Below are 15,281 nucleotides of genomic sequence, written 5' to 3'. Positions count from 1 at the left end.
CAAACGACCCGATACCCTAGGCATTGCCTGTACTTACTATAAAGCTGCTTTGATCAGGAAAATAACTTCAAAAAAGTAACTATAAATGGTGCTGATAGCAATAATCCGTCGAAACGGTCTAAAAAGCCGCCATGACCCGGTATGCTGCTTCCCGAATCCTTAATGGCAATACTACGCTTGAACAAGGATTCGACCAGGTCGCCATAGGTTCCTACCACCACAATAATCGCTCCAATGCAATACCATTTCCAAGGTTCGAAGGTACGGAAATAATGCCCGAGGGCAAATGCAATGAATGCTGCAAACACTGCGCTGCCCATCGCTCCCTCCCATGACTTCTTAGGTGAAATGCGTTCAAATAGCTTCCTTTTCCCGAATTTGGTCCCCGCAAAATAACCGCCTATGTCCGAAGCCCACAATAACAAGAGACTCCCCAGGACGATTTCATAGTTATAAATTCCCCCACGCATGGCCATCACGATGATCAGCGCAAATGGCAAAGCGACGTAAATAATCCCCAAAAAAGTAAACCCTATGTTGGTAAAAGGTTTCAGGTCATTCTTTTTATAGAGCTTGATAAAGAAGATCATGGACAGCAATGGACTGATAATGAAATAGTTTTCAAATGCCACGATCTCTTGCTCTATCAGATACGCAAGTAATATCATTACTGTGCCACAGAATGTACCATAATATGTTAAAGGTTGGTTTCCGTCCAATCCAAGCAGTTTATAAAATTCCAGCTGGGTCAGGGAACTGATTGCGCAGAAGAGCAATAAAAATGTCCAGTCACTGTAAAGGATACAACTAATGATGACGAATACTCCGGCAAGCCCAGTAATGGTCCGTTGCTGTAAGTTATTCAGATTGTTTAAGCGCTTCTTCATTAGTTAGTATTGTTTGGGCCTGAGACAGGTCACTTGCGGGCACATGGACTTCACACATTCCAAAAATTGGATAACTGCTGTCCTTTTTATTTACGATTACAGCGGCAATTCCGTTTTGCTCCAATATTTCCCGTGCTATTTCAGCACGGATCATTTGCTCGCTCTGATATGCTTTGGCCCAATTCTCGTCCATTCGTATTTCTTTGATTAATTTAAATTAATGTTCAGTCCCCATCTGCACTTTGCGCGCTGCACCGGCCTGCCATATGGATCTCAAAATGCCAACAGTAAGGAATAATGATGAAATGATCAGTATTCCCGGCAATGTTTTAGTCTCTTCAATGTTGGTTTTCACCACGTGGATATTATGCAGGTACATCATTACCAGTACAAATCCGTTGTTTACAAAATGCGCCAGCACGGAAACCCACAAATTACCAGTCCAGTAATATAGGTAACCAAACAAAGCGCCCAACATCATTCTGGGAATAAAGCCGTAAAACTGAAAATGTATCGCACTGAAAATAGCTGCTGACACCCAAATAGCCAGGTGAATATTGCCCCAGTGCCGCGCCAGTTTGGTTTGAATAAGCCCCCTAAAAAGGACTTCCTCTCCCAGCGCAGGTAGTAATGTAACCACAAACAATGCAATCAGCAATTGTGAGAACTGGGTATACCCCGTCAGAAATGCGGTCATGACGGACAGCTGGTCCTCTTTCTCACGCATCCACATTTCCAGTCCCGACAATGCTTCCGGCAGTTTCATCGCCGCGTTCCACTCAATGAACTTGCTATTGATGGGGATAAATATCAAAACCAGGAGAAATGCCTCTATCCAAACCTTAGCCGGTTGTTTTTTATCCGAATTAAAATGCTGCAATGTACCGCGTTCAATGTAGAACCAATAAAGTAGTGATGGCAGCAGGTACGAGAAGAAATGGACAGTCCCTTGCAGGATCATCAATGCGTACCAGCCGTTCGGTACTTTGCTAGGGTCAGAAATAAGCAGGTTGAGCATACCTGAAACGCTGTCAGCGTCAGTGGAAGTAAAAATCGCGAGGATCATTACAGCCAAAATGTTACCCACAGCCATTCCAACAAGCACAAAGCCAATCAATACTAATAAACTGCCCCATGTGCCAGGTACTCGGGAATCCACCAGATTCGGGTTACTATTTTGCATAATTGGTGTAAATTTACAGTTTATTATCAATTTAAAAATACGGAGTTAACAAGTAAAACGTGACCGCAGGGGTTAAAACCCGCATTCAATTGACTTGAAAGCTTCTATGCATTTGAAATGGTTAAGATTGGAAATATTGAACTGAGTGATTTCCCGTTGCTGCTGGCACCGATGGAAGACGTGAGTGATCCGCCTTTCCGCGCTGTGTGTAAGGAAAATGGTGCGGATTTGATGTATACTGAATTTGTTTCTTCCGAAGGGTTGATCCGTGACGCGGCTAAGAGCGTGCAAAAACTGGATATTTTTGAATACGAAAGACCTGTTGGGATACAACTGTTTGGAAGTGACGTAGAAACGATGGGTTCTTGCGCTGAGATAGCCTCACGCGTCAACCCCGACCTGATCGATATCAATTATGGTTGCCCGGTTAAAAATGTGGCATGCCGTGGTGCGGGCGCAGCTTTGTTACAGGATGTCCCCAAAATGGTGAGAATGACGGAGGCTGTGATCAAATCCACTCATTTGCCGGTCACGGTTAAGACACGCCTCGGCTGGGATGAAAGCACCAAAAACGTTCAGGAAGTAGCAGAACGTTTGCAGGACATTGGTATCCAGGCACTTTCTGTGCATGGCCGTACGCGGGTTCAGATGTACAAAGGTGACGCAGACTGGTCCCTGATCGCCAGGATCAAAGAAAATTCCAGGATTACCATTCCTATTTTTGGAAATGGCGATGTGGATTCACCTGAAAAAGCAGTAGAATATAAAAATAGGTTTGGCGTCGACGGCATTATGATCGGCCGGGCCACAATCGGTAATCCGTGGATATTCAATGAGATCAAACATTTTGTGAAAACCGGCGAAAGGCTCGCGCCCCCTACTATGGAGCAGCGCGTGGATGTTTGCAAAAGACACCTTGAATTTTCTATCCGCTGGAAAGGCCCTGTGGCTGGCGTTTTCGAAATGCGCAGACATTATACCAATTATTTCAAAGGACTTGATCATTTCAAACCTTATAGAATGCGGTTGGTAGAGGCGATGACATGGGATGAATTGAATTTTGTTCTAAAAGAGATCACCAACGATTATAGTGAAGCGGTATGTTAAAAATAACTGTTGCAGATTCTGCCGAACCTGTCGAAAATTCCGGAGCAACGGAAACTTTTGACGTCCACCAGGAAAAAGAAGCGTGGTTTATCGGTGAAGATCTGTTCGACGGCGATATGGTAGCCCTCGATAGAAAACGCTTTCATGTGATCTGGAAGAACAAATCTTTTAATGTGGAGGTGATCGGGCAGGATGCTGCTCTTAAAACAGCTCACTTACTTATCAATGGCGTACATTACCACACCAAAGCGAAGGATCGTCTCGATCTTTTGTTGGAAGGTATGGGGTTGAGCAATGGCGCAGATCAAAAATTAAATAATATTAAAGCCCCAATGCCCGGATTGATCCAGTCGGTAGCGGTTTCAGAAGGGGACCTGATCAATAAGGGGGATACATTGCTTATATTGGTCGCTATGAAAATGGAAAATGTGATCAAGTCATCGGGAAGCGGCGTCATTAAATCATTAAAGGTATCATCCGGTGAAATTGTTGAAAAAAATCAGGTATTGCTGGAGTTTCAATAAATTACTTGTTAATCTGAACTTCCTACCCTTATTTTTACGGACGAAAACACCTACATCACCATCATGCCGGAACCAAAATATAAACGTATATTACTTAAACTGAGCGGAGAAGCGCTTAACGGAGGCGACAAAGGTCAGGTTATTGACTTTAACATCCTTGATAATTACGCCAGAGAGATTAAAAGAATTTCAGAAGTAGGCGTTCAGATTGCCATTGTTATTGGAGGAGGAAATATTTTCAGAGGCGCATCCGTTGAAAAATCCGGTATCGATCGCGTTCAGGGTGATCATATGGGAATGCTTGCCACTGTCATTAACGGCATGGCGATCCAAAGCTCTCTCGAAAAACATGGAATGAATACCCGGCTGATGTCTGCTATTAAAATGGAGCAGGTTTGCGAACCATTGATCCGTCGCAGAGCTGTCCGTCACCTTGAAAAAGGGCGTGTGGTGATATTTGGTGCAGGAACCGGTAATCCTTATTTCACAACCGATACAACTGCCGGATTAAGGGCGATCGAATCTGAATCCGAAGTAGTACTAAAAGGAACGCGCGTAGATGGTGTTTACACGGCAGATCCGGAAAAAGATCCTCTTGCCGTAAAATATTCTCAATTGACTTTTGATGAGGCCTTATCCAAGAACCTCAAAATCATGGACCTTACTGCCTTCACGCTCTGTAAGGAAAATAATGTCCCGATCATCGTTTTCGATATGAACAAGGCGGGTAACCTTTATGACCTGGTCATGGGAGAAGAAGTGGGAACGATGATCTCGAATTAATAGCAGTACAATATCTTATTTTAAAACAATGGAAGAAATAGAATTATATCTGGAAGACGCCAAGGATACCATGGAAGGCGCAATCAAACACCTTATTATCGAATTAGGTAAAATCCGCGCCGGGAAAGCATCTCCTCAGATGCTGGAAGGTCTTCAGATCGATTACTATGGTTCAATGACCCCTTTGCAGAATGTGGCTACCATTAACACACCGGACGCAAGGACCATTGCCATCAAACCCTTTGAAAGAAAAATAATCAATGATATTGAAAGGGCCATCCGTAATGGTAATCTGGGTTTTTCTCCTTCCAATGATGGTGAAATGATCCGGATATCAGTTCCCCCATTGAATGAGGAACGCAGGAGAGAACTGGCTAAGCGCGCTAAAAACGAAATCGAAACGGCCAAGATCAACATCCGCAACATTCGTCAGGATGCCAATAACTCACTTCGTAAACTGACCAAAGAAGGCATCGCCGAGGATTTGATAAAAATAAGCGAGGACCGTGTGCAAAAATTGACCGATGGGTTTATTTCAAAAGTAGAGCAAATATTCTCTGCCAAAGAAAAAGAAATCATGGAAGTCTAAAATTCAAGGTTTTTATATAAATAGAACAGCCCGCAAGTTTCAATTTGCGGGCTGTTCTATTTATAAATCTCTATTACTTAGCATCACTGAATCCTTCAAAACCTCTGTGATTGGACTCTTCATATAGTCTTTCAGTAGGCAGGTTACGGAAGTAATCATAAGTAATTTTCAGACCTTCCTGACGTGAAACCTTTGGCTCCCAGCCCAGAAGTTCTTTCGCCTTTGTAATATCCGGCTGCCGTTGTTTTGGATCATCCTGCGGAAGTGGCTTGTAAATAACCTTCTGGTCCGTTCCCGTCAGTTTGATAATTTCCTCAGCAAACTCTCCGATGGTAATTTCAGAAGGGTTACCAATGTTGACCGGCAATTCGTAATCGCTCATCAGCAAACGGTAAATACCTTCTACCAGATCGTCCACATAGCAGAATGCACGTGTTTGAGATCCGTCGCCAAAAACAGTGATATCCTCGCCACGCAATGCTTGCCCTATGAACGCAGGCAGTACACGTCCGTCATTGAGGCGCATCCTTGGACCATATGTATTAAAGATCCTTACAATTCTTGTTTCGAGATTGTGGTAGCGGTGATAGGCCATCGTAATGGCTTCCTGATACCGCTTTGCCTCATCATAGCAACCTCTCGGTCCGATCGGGTTCACGTGTCCCCAGTAGTCTTCCGTCTGCGGATGAACGAGCGGGTCACCATATACTTCCGAAGTAGAGGCAATGATGAAACGTGCATTTTTTACGCGTGCAAGACCAAGCAGGTTGTGCGTTCCCATCGCTCCTACTTTCAGCGTCTGAATTGGGATTTTCAGGTAGTCGATCGGGCTGGCCGGTGATGCAAAATGCATGATATAATCAAGCTCACCAGGCATATGCACAAATTTGGTAACGTCATGATGGTTGAACTCAAAGTTCGGGTCCGGCATCAGGTGCTCAATATTGCGCATGTCTCCCGTGATCAGATTATCCATCCCGATCACATACATGCCTTCCTTCAAAAACCGCTCGCAAAGGTGCGAACCTAAAAAGCCCGCCGCTCCGGTAATTAGTACACGTTTCATTAACTATGAGATTGATTAGATAATATATTTAATTTTCTCAGGCCGGAACCACTTTTTCCCTGCCGATGCTGTGATAGGTGTAACCCATTTCCTTCATCTGATCAAGTTCATAAAGGTTTCTTCCGTCAAAAATTACCTTATTTTTTAGCAACTTACCCATTTTTTCAAACTCGGGCGTACGGAATTGCGGCCATTCGGTGAAGATCATCAGGGCATCTGCGTCATCCAGTGCTGCGTAAGGTGTATGGCAGAAAGTAACCTTATCTCCCAAAATCCCTTTCACGTTGTTCATCGCTTCCGGATCGTAAACCGTCACTTTTGCGCCAGCTTCCAGTAGTACATTGATGTTTTCAAGTGCAGGAGCCTCGCGGATATCATCCGTATAAGGTTTGAATGCAAGTCCCCATACTGCGATCGTTTTTCCTTTCAAGTCTCCGTCAAAGTAGGCCTCAACCATCGGAAGAAGTTTTTTCTTCTGATCATCATTCACCGCCATTACCGATTCCAGAATGCGGAAATCGTAGTTATAATCCTTCGACGTTTTGGCCAAAGCCTGTACATCTTTCGGGAAACAGCTTCCACCATATCCGATCCCAGCAAAAAGGAATCTTTTTCCAATCCGGCTGTCCGTTCCGATACCACGACGGATATCATCTACATTGGCACCTACTTTTTCACAAAGGTTAGCAATTTCGTTCATGAAAGTGATTTTCATCGCCAGGAATGAATTCGCTGCATATTTGGTCATTTCAGCAGAGCGCTCATCCATAAATATTACAGGGTTACCCTGTCTTACCAACGGAGCGTACAGTTTCTCCATTACTTTCTTCGCCTTTTCAGAAGAAGTTCCTACTACAACGCGGTCAGGCTTCATGAAATCCTCAACGGCAACACCTTCCCTCAAAAATTCAGGGTTTGAAACCACATCAAAATCCACTTTAGCGTTTTTCACGATCGCTGCATGTACCTTTTCGGCAGTACCAACAGGCACAGTGCTTTTATCGATAATCACCGCGTATTTATCCAATATATATCCGAGATCGTCGGCTACTTTCAGGATGTACTTCAAATCTGCTGATCCATCTTCGCCAGGAGGTGTCGGCAATGCCAGGAAAATCACCTGTGCGTCTTTAATCCCTTCTGCAAGGTTCGTAGTAAATACCAGACGACCTTCTGCTACGTTACGATCAAAAAGCACATCGAGCCCCGGTTCGTAAATAGGTATCTCACCTTTTTGCAGACGTTCTATTTTTTTGACGTCAATGTCAACACAAGTAACCTGGTTGCCGGTTTCGGCAAAGCAAGTACCCGTCACTAATCCAACATAACCTGTTCCTACAACTGCGATTTTCATAAAATGTGATAATTATTATATAGCTGTTACGGTACTTATTTATTTATAATCAAAGAATTGTACTTTACCAAGTCCATGGTATTCGAACCTTTGCAAAAGTAATTTTTTTACGCGAATCTTCACCGCTCCCGCCCTCATTTGTTCGTTTGTGGTTAGCGAATTTGTTCGATTCTCATTAACATTGGCTAACACAAATATAATCATCAGCAATTATGGACATAGCAAAATCAGATTTAACTCAGAGCCAGCGGGAGGAAACCTGCGTTCTGATCAGGGAAACTGTAAAGGATTTTGCAGCGCACTATATTAAACCTAATATCAGGGCCTGGGATGAAAAACAGTACTTTCCCAAGGATGTCTTTCACAAGCTTGGCGATCTCGGGCTGATGGGAATGCTCGTTCCCGAGCGTTTTGGCGGCTCAGGGCTCGGCTATATGGAATACGTAACCGCCATTATAGAACTCTCAAAAGTAGACCCCTCAGTTGGACTTTCGATGGCTGCGCACAATTCATTATGTACAAATCATATATGCATGTTCGGCAGCGAGGAACAAAAACAGTCCTATTTACCAGGCTTAGCATCCGGCCAGCTGGTCGGTGCGTGGGGCTTGACGGAACCGAATACAGGCTCCGATGCGGGTAACATGCAAACGGTGGCCGTCAGGGACGGAGATGACTGGATTATCAACGGATCGAAAAACTTCATTACGAACGGAAAAAGCGGCGATGTAACCGTCCTCATTACCAGAACCGGTGAGCCGGGAGACAAACATGGCGCTACCGCTTTTATTGTAACGCAAGGGACGCCAGGCTATACCAGCGGCAGAAAGGAAGATAAGCTGGGCATGCGGGCTTCCGAAACCGTGGAGCTTTTGTTTCAGGATTGTCGGGTCCCTGACAAGCAGCGGCTGGGCGATGTGGGTGATGGTTTTGTACAGTCATTAAAAGTCCTGGACGGCGGCCGCATCTCCATCGCAGCCCTCGGGGTAGGGACTGCACTGGGCGCTTACGAGGCAGCATTGGCCTATTCCAAAGAACGAAAGCAGTTTGGCAAAGCGATTTGCGACTTTCAGGCGATCGCATTCAAGCTTGCCGATATGTACACCGATGTACAAGCATCCACATTGCTGACATTTCATGCCGCTGCTTTGAAAGATGCCGGTGAAAAAGTGACCCTGCCGAGTGCTGTGGCTAAATACCACTCATCGGAAACGGCCGTGCGCGTGGCCAATGAGGCCGTCCAGATATTTGGCGGATATGGCTTTGTGAAAGATTATCCGGTGGAAAAATTCTATCGCGACAGCAAACTTTGCACGATAGGCGAAGGAACCAGTGAAATTCAAAAAATGGTTATTTCAAAAGAAATATTGAAAGATTAACATTTCAACACGATCATCCCGTCCAATAACCATCCATCCCAATGATAAGCCGACGAGCCAGTTTCCGTCTCGTTGATCCAAGAAGTATAGGAAGCGAGACAGGTTATGGTTATTTTCGCAATACACCATAACCTGACTCATTATGACCCCACTCTTGGTATTGCTGGTCCTCGTTGTCCTGACCATTTTGATGACTGTAAAAGTCGTTCCGCAGCAAACTGCATACATACTGGAACGATTAGGCAAGTTTTATGCCGTATTACAACCGGGTATCAACTTTATCATTCCTTTTTTTGACAGGATTGCTTACAAATACACACTTAAAGAAACTGCCATCGACATTCCTGAACAGATATGTATCACTCGTGACAATGTGCAGGTACGCATGGACGGTGTTATTTTTATCCAGGTCATTGATCCCAAAAAAGCAGCCTACGGAATCGCTGACTACACTTTCGCTGTAATCCAGCTGGCACAAACTACTATGCGCAGCGAAATCGGAAAATTAGATCTTGACAAAACATTTGAAGAACGAATGACCATTAACCGTGCCGTGGTAGAATCCATTGACGAAGCGGCTATCGGCTGGGGTGTTAAGGTATTAAGATATGAAATCAAGAACATTACCCCTCCTCAGAGTGTGCTCATTGCCATGGAAAAACAGATGCAGGCCGAGCGGGAACGCCGGGCAGTAATCCTGCAATCGGATGGTGAAAAACAGGCTGCTATTAATGTTGCAGAAGGACAAAAGCAAAAAGCCGTACTCGAATCCGAAGGTTTGAGATTAAGGCAAATCAATGAGGCGGAAGGTGAAGCTGCTGCATTGCGCTCAGTTGCCGAAGCAACAGCTGAAAGTATCAGGCTGGTAGCCCAGGCCATTCAAATGGAAGGCGGAGCGCAAGCGGTTCAATTGAAAGTAGCGGAGAATTATGTAGAACAATTTGGCAAACTGGCCAAAGCAGGAAATACGCTCATACTGCCCGCAAACCTGGCCGATATGGGCGCCCTGATTGCCACAGCTTTAACTATTGCCAAATCAGAACCGAAAAAATAGTATGGATTTGTCGTTGCCACAGATATGGCTCATCGTTGGACTGATCATGCTTTTGGCAGAGTTAGTCAGTGTTTTACTGGTTTTTGTATTCTTTGCAACCGGTGCATTACTTACCTCGCTCCTAACAACCATAGGACTCTTACCGACTACCGAAAGTCAGATCCTGGCGTTTTCCGCCATCTCCCTGATCTCTCTATTAATACTAAGAAAACATGCACGCAGACTTCTGGAACGGCGTACAAACCCTGAGTACAGTGAGTTTGTCGGCGAAACGGCTATGGTTATCAAAGATATCCCCGGGAATGGCGAAGGCAAAATCTACTACCGCGGCGCGGAATGGAAAGCGCTTTCATCTAAGCATACCTCAATTTCGGCGGGAAGTAAGGTTGTGATTATGAAAACTGAGGGGATTTCGTTGGTGGTTGAGGAATCGTAGGTTGGCGATATTATTAATGTTTAAATGAAGTGATTGTTTGGCGTAGTCTGCGACTACGTCAGTGCGTAGGCCGGTCTCCGACCGGTACGTGAATTACGGTTTTTTGCAGCCGGTCAGAGACCGGCTAACGCTCGGACGTAGTCGGAGACTACGCCCAACATCCAACTCTTAACGTTATTATATATAACAAAAATCACTTCTTCAAAGCCTCCTCCACAGCATTCCCAACATTACCACTACCTGGCAAAATATGCAGTAACGACGAAATCGTCGGAGCAATGTCCGATACGTAGGTACGGCGCAGTGTTTCTCCTTTCTTAATTCCCCAGCCAAACATTACGAAAGGCACTTGTGTATCATAATTGTATGGCGTTCCATGAGAAGTACCTGTTGAGGTTCCATAAAACCAGCCCGGCAGGGAAAGGATCTGAATATCACCGCTCCTTTTGGCATTGACATTGTTCTTGTACAATTCCAGCTGATAGGTATTCAAAGGTGCTTTTCCCATATCCGACAGATCAATTACATCAGCTATGCCAGGCACTTTCAACGCGGCTTCCCGCACTACGCTGGTGGCTTCTGCCAACGTTATTTTTTTCTTTTTCAACAAATCATGATCCAGATAAAGCTGGTTATTGTCAGTCGCGATCACATATTTATCTTTCCCAAAAGCTTCATTCAATGCGTCGGTAACAGAAGCCGTCAGTACCTTTCTATCGACAAGGCCGGAAGGTAATTTATGCTCAGCGGCGAAACCCGGAACATCCACCACGCCGTGATCAGCTGTCAGGAAAACGGTATATTCACCCTTACCAACCCAGGTATCCAGAAAGTTGAACAGATCCGCGAATTCACGGTCCAGGCGCAAAAAATCATCCTGCTGTTCAATGGAATTAGGCCCTACCCTATGGCCGATTTTATCTGGTGAAGAAAAGCTGATCGCCAAAAAATCGGTATCCTTTCCTTTGCCCAGATTTTCCCCTTTGATAGCCTCAATGGCCATTTCCTTGGTAATCGTATTTCCCCAGGGCGTATCGGTAACTACTCCAAATGCGTCCCCTGCCAAACCAGCCAGTTCATAAGGAAAAACAGGTTTTTTCGATCCCGGCAATTTGCCTTCCCAAGCCACATCGTCGGGAGAGCTTTGCGTATAACCGTCAGCCGTTAACAACAATTCCCATCCTTTTTTCAGGTATTCAGACGGCATTTTCTTTGCATTATAGTCCTTCGCCCATTGTGGCAGGTCGTCCATATAGTAAGTACTGCTCACCCAGTTTCCTGTTTTGGAATCGAACCAGTAAGCTGCATTCGCCGCATGTCCAGCTGGCAGGATTGACCCTCTGTCTTTAATAGCTACGCCAATGGTTTTGGAACGAAAATTGGTCGCAATCCGCAGCTGGTCGGTCACGGTGCTGGTCAGCATATTGCGCGGCGACATTTTCCCTACTGTTGGATTATTACTGCCCACTGTTTTCACAGTACTGTCTTCCACACAATAAACATCCTGCTTTTTGATTGGATCAAACCATTCATTGCCTATGATACCATTGATAGCAGGCACCGAGCCCGTGTAAACAGACGCGTGCCCAGCAGCTGTGACCGTCAAAGCATAACTGTAATGGTTATTTCGGCAGTTGAAGCCTTCATTCATCATGCGTTTAAAACCACCTTCCGTATATTGATCATAATAGCGGTATAGATAATCGTAACGCATTTGATCCACCACAATGCCGACTACCAATTTGGGACGTACTAATGTGGAAGATTTAGGGGTAACTTTCTTAGTAGTCTGAGCATTTACCGAAAAAACAGAAACAAGCAAACACAATGTCCAGAAGGGTAATTTTCTCACGATTTAGGAATTTAAATAAAACAAAAAACAGGCAGGAAATTGATTAATCCTGCCTGGCAAAATGATTAATATTATTTTTTCAAAGCCTCTTCCACAGGATTACCCACATTGGCGCTCGGCGGCAGAATGTGAAGCAATGCAGAGATCGTCGGTGCAATGTCGGCAATGGTAGTGCGTCGCAAAGTTTCGCCCTTATTGATCCCCCAACCATAAAGCAGGAAAGGTACATGGGTGTCGTAATTATAAGGAGTCCCATGGTCTGTACCGGTGCCATAGGAAGCCGCAAACCAGCCTGGCTGGACGATCAGCTGCAAATCGCCGCTCCTTTTCGCATTGATATTATTCTTATACAGTTCAAGCTGGTAAGTATTGAGCGGCGCGCGGCCAATGTCTGTGAGATTGAGCACGTCGGCAACACCTTCAATAGGCAGCAATGCATTTCTCAGAACCTGATACGCATCAGCCACAGTGATCTTCTTCTCTTTCAGCAATTTATGATTCAAATAAATCTGATAGTTCTCGAATGCAGAAACATACTCACCTTCACCGTAAGCATCATTCAACGATTTCACAACAGCCCGTGTCAGCGTCGTGGAATTCATTAGTCCGGCGGGAAGTTTATGTTCCTTCCAAAACGCTGGAACATCCATGGCACCGTGATCCGCCGTTAGGAAAACGGTGTAGTTTCCATTACCAACCCAGCCGTCCAAAAATCCGAATAGCTCTGCAAAATCCTTGTCCAGTTTCAAATAGTTATCTTCCTGCTCAACCGAGTTCGGGCCGAATGCGTGGCCGATCCGGTCGGGCGATGAAAAGCTCACAGCCAGAAAATCTGTATCGTTTCCTTTACCCATATTTTCACCTTTAATCGCAGCAATGGCCATTTCCTTAGTCAATGTATTTCCCCAGGGCGAAGTAGTAAGCGGCAAATAAGCGTCGCCAGCCGTACCGGTAATGTCGTGCGGGAAAACCGGTTTTTGATCGGCAGGTAACTTTCCTTCCCAGGTCACATCATCAGGTGTACTCTGCGTGTATTGGTCAATCGGGTATAATGTATTCCAGCCCTTCCCCATGAATGCAGCAGCCATTTTTTTGCTGTTATAATCACTCGCCCACGTGGGTAACGACTGCATATAATAGGTACTCGTCACGAAATTGCCTGTTTTGGAATCAAACCAGTAAGCGCCGTTGGCAGCGTGGCCCGCCGGAAGGATCGAAGCCCGGTCTTTAATTGCCACACCCACCGTCTTAGACCTGAAATTGGTCGCTATCCTCAATTGGTCAGTGACGGTACTCGCCAGTAAGTTGCGCGGCGACATTTTCCCCACAGTTACATTGCTGCTCCCGACCGTTGCCACTGTACTGTCATCAGTACAATACACATTTTTGCCAGCGATCCGATCATACCAATCATTACCGACGATACCATTCACAGCCGGCAAAGCACCGGTATACACCGCTGAATGTCCCGCCGCTGTGACCGTCAATGCATAATGGTAGTGATTGTTACGGCAGTTGAAACCGTCATTTATAAGCCTTTTCAGCCCACCTTCCTTGTATTTATCGTAATAGCGGTACAGGTAATCGTAACGCATCTGATCCACCACAATGCCCACTACCAGTTTCGGGCGCGCCAATTTGGAAGGATTAGAAGTTGGCTTGGGCTTCGTCTGACCATAGATTGATGGGCTTAGAATCAATGCGGCCAGCAAAAATTTCATGGCCAGGTTGGGTATCAATTTCATTTTTGAAGCTATTGCGGTGATAGAGATTCCAATGTGAATACTGGGCAAAGATAAAGATGTACTACGTTTAAAAGCTGAAAACCGGCCTGCAATTTGCAGCCGGTTTTCAGTTACTTTCAAGTCCTGCTTATTTTTTCTCGCTTCCGCCCAGTGGTGCAGGGGCACCGGCAGCAGGAACGCCTTTTTTCGCTTTCGCAAAATCACCTGCCTTCACGATCACCAGCTTGTTGTAATCAATGTATTTATTGAATGCAGCCTTGATCTGTTCCGGCGTCAATGATTCAATTTTTTTCTCAAAATCCGCGTCCCACTGCATGGTACGGTTCAGGTAAAGATTGTTCGTCAATGTATTGGCCAGAGACACGTCCTGCGACCTCGCTACCTGCCGTGACTGCAAGTATCCCGACTTGGCGGCCTTCAATTCTTCTGCCGTAAATCCTTCCTTCAGAGCTTTGTCAATCTCTTCCTTAAATGCTGCTTCCAATTTTTCCGCATTTTGAGGTGCATAAATAGCATACGACATAAATGTGCCGTTTTTATCCAGCGAGCTTGCCGAGAACTGCGAACCCACACCATAGCTAAGCCCTTCTTTCTGACGGATTCTGGTCGCCAGTCGCGAGTTCAAAAATCCACCGCCCAACATGTAGTTGCCCATCACCAAAGCAGGATAATCAGGATCCGTATCCTGCAATGGCATTCCCAAACCCGCGACAAACATGGCATTAGCCTTATCGGGTGTTTCCAGCGATTTGTTCTCCGCTTTTACAGCTTGATAAGGCGACGCAATTCTTGTAAATGGCTTGGCGCTTTTCCAGGTGCCAAATTCGTCATTTAGTATTTTCTGAATCTGAGCTTTGTCAAAGTCCCCTACAACCGTTGCAGACGCATTGTTAGCTCCATAAAATTCTTTGTGAAACTCCTTGATCTGCGCAATGGTGGTTGCTTTAATACTCTCCACGTCCTCATCGAATGTTCCTACATAACGAATGTCGCTTTTTGGATAGGGTGTGACGATGCGACGGTATTGGTTAAATGCAATGGCCTGCGGCTCGCTTCTCTGCGATTCAATGCCCGCCAGTTCTTCCTGTTTCAGCTTCTCAAATTCATTTTCATCAAATGAAGGCGTTTTCAAGACTTCTGCAACCAGTTTCATCACTGCGGGCAGGTTTTCTTTGGTCGTTTCGATGTTAGCTCCTGCCTGGTTATTAGCTCCAAAGAAACTAACCCTCGCTTTCAGTTTATCAAACTCATCTTTCAGTTGCTGACGAGTTTTGGTTTTAGTCCCCTTATCCAGCATCGAACCCGTAAGGTCCGAGATAGTT

At 45.3% G+C, this 15,281-nt stretch carries 15 protein-coding genes; 7 read left to right on the top strand and 8 right to left on the bottom strand.

Annotated elements, in window-relative coordinates:
• Positions 1-53 precede the first annotated feature (53 nt).
• Genes ABIO93_RS04290 through ABIO93_RS04280 form a run of 3 tightly spaced genes read right to left on the bottom strand, consistent with a single transcriptional unit; the run spans position 54 to position 2,070 of the window.
• Positions 54-887 (bottom strand): phosphatidate cytidylyltransferase, encoded by an 834-nt coding sequence (locus ABIO93_RS04290; RefSeq protein ID WP_348064794.1) that lies wholly within the window; start codon positions 885-887, stop codon positions 54-56.
• On the bottom strand, positions 859-1,080 hold the full coding sequence (locus ABIO93_RS04285; RefSeq protein ID WP_348064792.1) for a DUF2007 domain-containing protein: 222 nt from the start codon (positions 1,078-1,080) through the stop codon (positions 859-861). The genes ABIO93_RS04290 and ABIO93_RS04285 overlap by 29 nt, the downstream gene beginning before the upstream one ends.
• Positions 1,081-1,104: 24 nt before the next feature.
• Positions 1,105-2,070 (bottom strand): CPBP family intramembrane glutamic endopeptidase, encoded by a 966-nt coding sequence (locus ABIO93_RS04280; protein ID WP_348064790.1) that lies wholly within the window; start codon positions 2,068-2,070, stop codon positions 1,105-1,107.
• Between the two features lie 117 nt (positions 2,071-2,187).
• Here ABIO93_RS04280 and dusB point away from each other — a divergent pair, with 117 nt between their 5' ends.
• The 4 genes from dusB to frr all read left to right on the top strand — a co-directional run bounded on the left by dusB (position 2,188) and on the right by frr (position 5,073).
• Positions 2,188-3,177 (top strand): tRNA dihydrouridine synthase DusB, encoded by a 990-nt coding sequence (gene dusB / locus ABIO93_RS04275; protein WP_348064788.1) that lies wholly within the window; start codon positions 2,188-2,190, stop codon positions 3,175-3,177.
• Positions 3,171-3,701 carry an acetyl-CoA carboxylase biotin carboxyl carrier protein subunit gene (locus ABIO93_RS04270; protein ID WP_348064786.1) on the top strand — a complete coding sequence of 177 codons (531 nt, stop codon included), beginning with the start codon at positions 3,171-3,173 and terminating at the stop codon, positions 3,699-3,701. Before dusB ends, ABIO93_RS04270 begins: the two co-directional genes overlap by 7 nt.
• Positions 3,702-3,764: 63 nt before the next feature.
• On the top strand, positions 3,765-4,484 hold the full coding sequence (gene pyrH / locus ABIO93_RS04265; RefSeq protein WP_348064784.1) for a UMP kinase: 720 nt from the start codon (positions 3,765-3,767) through the stop codon (positions 4,482-4,484).
• Between the two features lie 28 nt (positions 4,485-4,512).
• Positions 4,513-5,073: a ribosome recycling factor gene (frr, locus tag ABIO93_RS04260; protein ID WP_348064782.1), complete on the top strand. Its 561-nt coding sequence runs from the start codon at positions 4,513-4,515 to the stop codon at positions 5,071-5,073.
• A 73-nt stretch (positions 5,074-5,146) separates the two neighbouring features.
• On the opposite strand, the gene ABIO93_RS04255 is transcribed toward frr, so the two are convergent.
• Complete coding sequence (locus tag ABIO93_RS04255) at positions 5,147-6,139, bottom strand: UDP-glucuronic acid decarboxylase family protein (RefSeq protein ID WP_348064780.1); 993 nt, start codon at positions 6,137-6,139, stop codon at positions 5,147-5,149.
• 37 nt (positions 6,140-6,176) lie between these two features.
• Positions 6,177-7,493, bottom strand: a complete 1,317-nt coding sequence (locus ABIO93_RS04250; RefSeq protein ID WP_348064778.1) for a UDP-glucose/GDP-mannose dehydrogenase family protein — start codon at positions 7,491-7,493, stop codon at positions 6,177-6,179.
• Between the two features lie 212 nt (positions 7,494-7,705).
• Between ABIO93_RS04250 and ABIO93_RS04245 the strand changes: the two genes are divergently transcribed.
• From ABIO93_RS04245 to ABIO93_RS04235, 3 genes are all read left to right on the top strand, one after another.
• A complete protein-coding gene (locus tag ABIO93_RS04245) occupies positions 7,706-8,872 on the top strand; it encodes an acyl-CoA dehydrogenase family protein (RefSeq protein WP_348064776.1) in 1,167 nt (388 codons plus the stop codon).
• A gap of 142 nt (positions 8,873-9,014) precedes the next feature.
• Positions 9,015-9,926: a stomatin-like protein gene (locus tag ABIO93_RS04240; protein WP_348064774.1), complete on the top strand. Its 912-nt coding sequence runs from the start codon at positions 9,015-9,017 to the stop codon at positions 9,924-9,926.
• 1 nt (position 9,927) lies between these two features.
• Positions 9,928-10,362, top strand: a complete 435-nt coding sequence (locus ABIO93_RS04235; protein WP_348064772.1) for an NfeD family protein — start codon at positions 9,928-9,930, stop codon at positions 10,360-10,362.
• Between the two features lie 193 nt (positions 10,363-10,555).
• Here the strand turns inward: ABIO93_RS04235 and pafA (ABIO93_RS04230) are convergent, their stop codons facing one another.
• The 3 genes from pafA (ABIO93_RS04230) to ABIO93_RS04220 form a co-directional block, all read right to left on the bottom strand.
• Positions 10,556-12,214 carry an alkaline phosphatase PafA gene (pafA, locus tag ABIO93_RS04230; RefSeq protein WP_348064770.1) on the bottom strand — a complete coding sequence of 553 codons (1,659 nt, stop codon included), beginning with the start codon at positions 12,212-12,214 and terminating at the stop codon, positions 10,556-10,558.
• Positions 12,215-12,285: 71 nt separating this feature from the next.
• A complete protein-coding gene (gene pafA / locus ABIO93_RS04225; RefSeq protein ID WP_348064767.1) occupies positions 12,286-13,959 on the bottom strand; it encodes an alkaline phosphatase PafA in 1,674 nt (557 codons plus the stop codon).
• Positions 13,960-14,086: 127 nt separating this feature from the next.
• Positions 14,087-15,281: pitrilysin family protein (locus tag ABIO93_RS04220; protein ID WP_348064765.1), on the bottom strand; the 1,195-nt coding region annotated here is incomplete at its 5' end.

Origin of the sequence: Dyadobacter sp. (assembly GCF_039919315.1) — a bacterium.
GTDB lineage: Bacteria > Bacteroidota > Bacteroidia > Cytophagales > Spirosomataceae > Dyadobacter.
This window is presented reverse-complemented; position numbering and strand designations above follow the sequence as displayed.

What these genes read in the sequence shown, in the direction of transcription:
- ABIO93_RS04245 (WP_348064776.1), top strand. Translation starts at nt 7,706, where the DNA reads ATGGACATAGCAAAATCAGATTTAACTCAGAGCCAGCGGGAGGAAACC.
- ABIO93_RS04235 (WP_348064772.1), top strand. Translation starts at nt 9,928, where the DNA reads ATGGATTTGTCGTTGCCACAGATATGGCTCATCGTTGGACTGATCATG.
- frr (WP_348064782.1), top strand. Translation starts at nt 4,513, where the DNA reads ATGGAAGAAATAGAATTATATCTGGAAGACGCCAAGGATACCATGGAA.
- ABIO93_RS04255 (WP_348064780.1), bottom strand. Translation starts at nt 6,139, where the DNA reads ATGAAACGTGTACTAATTACCGGAGCGGCGGGCTTTTTAGGTTCGCAC.
- ABIO93_RS04280 (WP_348064790.1), bottom strand. Translation starts at nt 2,070, where the DNA reads ATGCAAAATAGTAACCCGAATCTGGTGGATTCCCGAGTACCTGGCACA.
- pyrH (WP_348064784.1), top strand. Translation starts at nt 3,765, where the DNA reads ATGCCGGAACCAAAATATAAACGTATATTACTTAAACTGAGCGGAGAA.
- ABIO93_RS04250 (WP_348064778.1), bottom strand. Translation starts at nt 7,493, where the DNA reads ATGAAAATCGCAGTTGTAGGAACAGGTTATGTTGGATTAGTGACGGGT.
- ABIO93_RS04270 (WP_348064786.1), top strand. Translation starts at nt 3,171, where the DNA reads ATGTTAAAAATAACTGTTGCAGATTCTGCCGAACCTGTCGAAAATTCC.
- ABIO93_RS04290 (WP_348064794.1), bottom strand. Translation starts at nt 887, where the DNA reads ATGAAGAAGCGCTTAAACAATCTGAATAACTTACAGCAACGGACCATT.
- dusB (WP_348064788.1), top strand. Translation starts at nt 2,188, where the DNA reads ATGGTTAAGATTGGAAATATTGAACTGAGTGATTTCCCGTTGCTGCTG.
- ABIO93_RS04240 (WP_348064774.1), top strand. Translation starts at nt 9,015, where the DNA reads ATGACCCCACTCTTGGTATTGCTGGTCCTCGTTGTCCTGACCATTTTG.
- ABIO93_RS04285 (WP_348064792.1), bottom strand. Translation starts at nt 1,080, where the DNA reads ATGGACGAGAATTGGGCCAAAGCATATCAGAGCGAGCAAATGATCCGT.
- pafA (WP_348064767.1), bottom strand. Translation starts at nt 13,959, where the DNA reads ATGAAATTGATACCCAACCTGGCCATGAAATTTTTGCTGGCCGCATTG.